6 protein-coding genes and 1 pseudogene are annotated in these 5,532 nt (G+C 59.3%); 3 read left to right on the top strand and 4 right to left on the bottom strand.

The genetic code is table 11. From position 1 onward, the window contains the following. Both BLS57_RS19395 and BLS57_RS19400 read left to right on the top strand, forming a co-directional pair. Nucleotides 1–247, top strand: a pseudogene (locus tag BLS57_RS19395) (heavy metal translocating P-type ATPase); the annotation flags it as partial. A gap of 66 nt (nucleotides 248–313) precedes the next feature. After that, complete coding sequence (locus BLS57_RS19400; RefSeq protein WP_067264398.1) at nucleotides 314–823, top strand: L,D-transpeptidase family protein; 510 nt, start codon at nucleotides 314–316, stop codon at nucleotides 821–823. Nucleotides 824–826: 3 nt separating this feature from the next. Here the strand turns inward: BLS57_RS19400 and phnE are convergent, their stop codons facing one another. The 4 genes from phnE to BLS57_RS20010 are packed head-to-tail and all read right to left on the bottom strand — an operon-like array spanning nucleotide 827 to nucleotide 4,423. Beyond that, nucleotides 827–1,588 carry a phosphonate ABC transporter, permease protein PhnE gene (gene phnE / locus BLS57_RS19405; protein ID WP_244153745.1) on the bottom strand — a complete coding sequence of 254 codons (762 nt, stop codon included), beginning with the start codon at nucleotides 1,586–1,588 and terminating at the stop codon, nucleotides 827–829. Next, nucleotides 1,585–2,367: a phosphonate ABC transporter ATP-binding protein gene (locus BLS57_RS19410; protein WP_093744239.1), complete on the bottom strand. Its 783-nt coding sequence runs from the start codon at nucleotides 2,365–2,367 to the stop codon at nucleotides 1,585–1,587. The genes phnE and BLS57_RS19410 overlap by 4 nt, the downstream gene beginning before the upstream one ends. Further along, complete coding sequence (locus BLS57_RS19415) at nucleotides 2,364–3,239, bottom strand: phosphate/phosphite/phosphonate ABC transporter substrate-binding protein (RefSeq protein ID WP_093744240.1); 876 nt, start codon at nucleotides 3,237–3,239, stop codon at nucleotides 2,364–2,366. The genes BLS57_RS19410 and BLS57_RS19415 overlap by 4 nt, the downstream gene beginning before the upstream one ends. After that, entirely contained in the window at nucleotides 3,239–4,423 is a 1,185-nt protein-coding gene (locus BLS57_RS20010; RefSeq protein ID WP_244153746.1) for a cytochrome c peroxidase, read from the bottom strand. Before BLS57_RS20010 ends, BLS57_RS19415 begins: the two co-directional genes overlap by 1 nt. A gap of 786 nt (nucleotides 4,424–5,209) precedes the next feature. Here BLS57_RS20010 and BLS57_RS19425 point away from each other — a divergent pair. Beyond that, the coding region (locus BLS57_RS19425; RefSeq protein ID WP_093744241.1) for a MarR family transcriptional regulator at nucleotides 5,210–5,532 on the top strand (323 nt) is incomplete at its 3' end.

Raw genomic sequence — 5,532 nt, forward strand, 5'->3', positions numbered from 1 at the left:
CCGGACCATGTCGATCATCCACCAGAATATTGGTATATCGTTGGCGACCAAAGCGCTGTTCGTCGGGCTGACCGCGTTCGGCATGGCCTCTATGTGGGGCGCCATCGCTGCGGATGTGGGCGTATCCCTGTTGGTGGTCGCCAATGCACTGCGGCTTTTGAACGGCTATCAGATCAAGGGCGGGCCTTCGGGCGGTGAACCGGTGGGCGAGAATATGGCAAAGGGAGCACTCGCGCACGGTCATTGATCCGGCATTTGCGGTTAAGTAACGCCTAAAACACATCAGACCTCACGAAAGGGGCATCAAGCAGTAATGACTACCAATTTTCCACGACGGGTCTTTATTCTAAGTGGGTTGGCTGCCTTCCTGTCAGGCTGTGCAGATAAGTTCCGGACCTACAACGGACCCAAAGTAACCCGTCTTCGCATGTACAAGGCACAGCGGTTGCTCGTCCTTGACGGGAAGGCGGGCGTTTTGCGTACATTTCCCATCGGATTGGGCTTCGCGCCCCAGGGTCACAAACAGTTCGAGGGAGACGGCCGTACGCCAGAAGGCACCTACGTGATTGACCGACGCAACCCGGACAGCCTCTTCCACCTCTCCATCGGCATCTCATATCCCAACGCGGCGGATATTGCCTTTGCTGAGTCCCAAGGAAAGTCGCCGGGTGGCGATATTTTTATTCACGGTGGGCCACGCAAGGGGATCGACCCGATGAACAAGCGTGACTGGACCGCAGGATGCATCGCCGTAACGGACCGTCAGATCGAGGAAATCTACGCAATGGTGAAAAATGGAACACCGATCGACATTTATGCTTGATGGTTAGGTAAATCGACGACGCAGCGTGATGTTGATCGCCTCGATGACGATGACTAGGCCGACGACGGCAATCGTGACGCTGGCCGCCTTGTCATACTGAAAAGAGCGGATGTAGGTCTGGATGTAAAAGCCGATCCCGCCCGCGCCGACGATGCCGAGGACCAACGACTCACGCAGGTTCAGTTCGAACCGGAAAATCGTGTCGCGGGCGATGACTGGGGCCATCTGTGGCCAAATCGCATGTCTGAGCCGCACGAGCGGTCCAGCCCCTGCACTTTCAAGTGCTGCGATGGGGGCGCGAGATACGCCGTCGATCGCCTCGGCATAGAATTTAGCGAGCATCCCAGTGGCATGAAAGGCAACTGCGATGATGCCGGGCAGCGGCCCGAGCCCGACCGCGCCCACCATGAGCATGGCCACGAGGATCAGCGGTACCGCCCGGATAAAGGCCAGCAGCGCGCGGACCGGCCCGAACACCGCACGCGAAACCATGGTTTCGGACGCGAGAATAGCCAGAGGGGTCGACAGCAGCACTGCGCCGAGGGAGCCGAGGATTGCTATTCTTAGTGTCTCTGCGCTGCCTTTTTTGATCTCGGTCATCACTGTCGGATCGGGCGGGAACATCCGGCCGATAAAGTCGGTAATCCGTGGACCGGCCGAAGCAAGACGCGACAACTCGACATCGGTTGTGACGAGGGACCATAGGATGGCAATAGCGATCAGCGAACTGGTGACGAAGCCGCCGAAGTCGCGGGGGGCCATCATAACACCGCCCGGGGACCGAGTTCCGGCGTCGGTCCTGACCCCCGATAGAGTTCGGCAGTCGCATCGTCTTTCAACTCGGACGTTGGCACGTTAAACGCGATCCGCCCCTCTCGTATGCCGATGATGCGCCCTGCAAAACGCCGCGCCAGATCGGGTTGGTGCGAGGAGAATAGCGCTGTTGCATCACGCGCTCGCGCCGCCTTGGTCATCAACCCCAGAACCTCTCCAGCGCGGGCGGGGTCGAGGTTGCTCACTGGCTCGTCGGCGAGGATCAGCCGTGGTTCCTGCGCCAGACATCGCGCAATAGCCACGCGCTGTCGCTGTCCTCCGCTGAGACTGTCGACACGGCGTTCCGCGAGTTCTGCGATGCCGCAATCGGCGAGTGCTGTGCGGGCAATATCGAGATCGTGAGCCATTGGCGATCCCAGTACTGCGTGGAAAGGTGACATCCGCCCCAGGCGGCCGTTGAGCACGTTGCGTAGTGCCGTGGAGCGTTCTACGAGGGCGAATTCCTGAAACACGAAACCGGTATCAGGACGGCGAGCTCGGGGTGGTGGGCGGTCGGGATTGAGCGGCGCACCCAAGACAGAAACGCGCCCGCGCCATCCCTGAATCCTACCGTCGAGCAGCGCCAGCAACGTCGTTTTGCCCGCCCCGGATGGGCCCAGTAAAGCGACACACTCGCCCGCCGGGATCCGAAATGAGACTCGTTCCAACGCTGGTAGCTGTGCGCCCTTATGGACATAACTCAGATCGTCTATTTCGATAGCCATGCTCATCGTAACAGCCCGTATTTCTTTGCCATATCGCGTACGCCTTCATACGCGGTGCCGTCTGCCCTGACGTAGCCATCTGGTCCGTAAAGATAGCTCAATTTGTCGCGGTGCTTCGGTTCGTTGAGCTTCAGCATGACGTCAACAAAACGAGCTTGCAGGGCGGCATCGAGTTCTGGGCGTGCGATCACAAGGTGACTTGGAATCGGCGCGCTTTCTACGAGCCAAGTCACCTCGGCCTGCTGTTGTGGGGTCAACAACAAATCCGCATACTGACTGGCACCGGCGGCATCGACCAGACCTTCGGCCATAGCCTGCATGGCTTGCTGGTAGCCTCCCGCAAAGAACACGCGGCCGAAGAATTTCTCCGCTGCGCCAGGACCCTCAATTAGCCCGGCCTTAACGAATTCGGAAAGAGGATAAAGATAACCTGATTCAGAGATCGGGTCGGCAAAGGCGATATCGCGCCCGCGCAGGTCTGCCAGCGTTTCGATACCGCTGTTGCGGCGGACAAAAATGCGTCCTGTGTAACTTGACGCGCCCCGGTAGACCTCAGACAAGAGAGGTACCGCGCCAATTTCCGCCTCCGCCAGAACGAAAGGCAATGCGCCCATGAAGGAGACGTCTGCATCTCCGTTGCGAAGTGCCTCGACAGCCGCAGCATGGTCGATGGTGACGAAGCCTTCCACGGGAACGCCAATCTGTTCGGATAGCCATCTTGTGATGGCCTCAATGTCGCCTAAGAGCTTGTCGGGATTCTCCTGCGGAATGAAAGCAAGCCGCAAGGGAGTGTCTTGTGCGGTCAGCGGGGAGGCCAGCGAGATCGCGCCTGCACTGGCCAAGGCCAGCATATTTCTGCGGGTTAGGTAGAATTCCATCAGAATGCCCTCTCTTCGATCGCGTCGGCTTCGGTCTTGAACGCGGTCCAACTTGCTTCGGCGGCCCCCCAGTCGTCGTCACGGACTGCATCGCCGACTGCGGCAAGACGCTCGGCCAAGGCATAGACTTCGGGCCGTGCGGTCAGGTTCGACATGGTGCTCGCGTCTGCGGCGAGGTCCGCAGCGACAGTATCGGTCAGCAGCAGGATGTGCTCTGCGTCACGTCGGGGCAGAAGCGTGTCGAGCGTCGATGCAAATGTCGCCAATTCGGCAAATGTCAGGCGAAAGGCGGTGTTCTCTGCGTCGAACTTCTCGTAAGGCTCGTCTGCCGACCCTACAGTCTCCAGATACGCGGTCAGTTCAGTCCGTTCCGTCTCTGATAGCCCAAGCGATTTCGTCTCATCGAACCACTCAACAACGGCGGCCAACGTCGACAGCGAACCGTCGTGAAAATAGGGGGCGGTATATGCGGTTCCCAGCAAGGACGGCGTATCCAGCGCGCCTGCGCGCGCGCCACTATATGCCGGCGAGACCGATCCAATGTCATGGGCTTGCCGATCGAGGAAATTTGCGTCAGGCACGTGGCAACTAGCGCAGGAGCGATCGCCTAGCCCAGCGAAAGGCCGATTAAAAATAGCCTCGCCTCGGTGCGCCGCGTCCGGGTTTGCCTCGGACAGCGTACCATCCGCATTCAGCTTAGAGTTTGGTAGGAAGTCGAACTCGAGCATGTATCCTACCAGCGCGTCGAGCATCAAGGGCGTCGGCTCCGCGCCGCCAAATTCATTGACGATCACGTTCCGGCTGAAGTCGCGCAGAGAGGCAAAGCGCCCATCGCGACCATAAGGCCCGGTGAAGCGCAGCCCGCGCAGGCTCGGAATGTCGATCGGGTCGTCGCGCCGGTCGTTGAAGATAGGATTAAAGAACGCGCCATCGACGTCGATGGCACCGGGTTGGTGGCTGGCGCCCGGGATGAAGAGGCGCTGGTTCACATCCGAGCGATTGTGACAGGTCGAACAGGCGATCCCGAGGTTTCGCGCAGGATTTCCGAATATCTGCGGGCTGTCGAAAAGCATGTCGCCATAAGCCACCAAGGGCAGATCGGTCTCGTCGATACCTTGTTCCTCGAAGTTGAGGACAAGCAATGGCAGCGGGTCCTGATCGAAGATGTCGGAGCCAGGCGGCAAGCTTGGCGGCACCTCGATAGTGCGTCGGCGAACACAGCGGTTTCGGGCAGGGCACTCAGTGTCTGACGTGGAGCATAGTTGGCTAAGAGGTAATTTTCCGCGAGATAGCTGGAAATGACTGCGCGCGCGGCCTCCAGCGTGTCGCGATCCGCGGAAAAGGCGCCAGCGCCGAGAAGACCAGCGGACCCCGTGCTACTGTTAAGTTCCAGCCAAGCGAGGCCGATACGTCTTGCTGCTTCGGGGTCGGCTGCCGCGATACCATCCTCAAACGCACGGTAGAGCTCGCCTGCCGTTCGCAGAGCCTGGCGCGCCTTTGCAGGCTCTTCGGCTGCGAGAGCCCGGTCCAATTCCTCTTCGATCCTAAGCGCTACAAGACGAGTGGCCTCTGTGAAAACTGCTTGCCGGTCTTCACGTGCCATGGCGTCAAGGATACCATCCGGCTTGATACCGCTTTTGCGGTCCACCCACTCCAACGCGCCGGTCGAGAATTCCGAACCCCGGTGAGGTTCTGTCCAAGCGGTCTCGATGTCGTCCCAAGGCACTGGCGCGAGATTTCCAAGAAAAAGTGTCAGCCGATAGGCTGCCGCCTCAGGAAGCCACGGAGCCTCTTTGACAGGCGTCGCCCCCCCGGGTCCGGACAGCAGGACCGCGCTTGCAGCGGTTAGCAGCAGCCTCGAAAGATTTTTTATCACCATAGCCTCCAGCGCTAAAACTTAGACTCGTCTAACTTAGGTATTCTAGGCTAATTAGATTGTCAATTTTAGTTATTCGTTGCAATGTCCGGACATGTCGAAGCTACAATCATACGAACGCGAGGCGTTCGAGACTGTCGAGAGAGCTCCCGAAGCGCAGGCTAAGGGTTTCGCGACTGTGCGCCGAGCACATGAAAGCGAAATGGCGGAGGATTATGTGGAACTGATCGCAGAGCTGATCGAGTTGCGGGGGGAGGCTAGGCCGGTCGAAATCGCCGAGCGGCTTGGCGTGAAATCTCCAACAGTGACCAAGAACATCTCCCGACTCAAGGCTGCTGGTTTGGTGCGGCGGGAGCGTTACCGCGCAATATTTCTAACCGATGCGGGCCGAGAATTGGCCGAGGCCTGTCGCCGCCG

The organism is Sulfitobacter delicatus (assembly GCF_900102535.1).
In the GTDB taxonomy this organism is placed as follows: Bacteria; Pseudomonadota; Alphaproteobacteria; order Rhodobacterales; family Rhodobacteraceae; genus Sulfitobacter; species Sulfitobacter delicatus.

What these genes read in the sequence shown, in the direction of transcription:
- BLS57_RS19400 (WP_067264398.1), top strand. Translation starts at nt 314, where the DNA reads ATGACTACCAATTTTCCACGACGGGTCTTTATTCTAAGTGGGTTGGCT.
- phnE (WP_244153745.1), bottom strand. Translation starts at nt 1,588, where the DNA reads ATGATGGCCCCCCGCGACTTCGGCGGCTTCGTCACCAGTTCGCTGATC.
- BLS57_RS19410 (WP_093744239.1), bottom strand. Translation starts at nt 2,367, where the DNA reads ATGAGCATGGCTATCGAAATAGACGATCTGAGTTATGTCCATAAGGGC.
- BLS57_RS19415 (WP_093744240.1), bottom strand. Translation starts at nt 3,239, where the DNA reads ATGGAATTCTACCTAACCCGCAGAAATATGCTGGCCTTGGCCAGTGCA.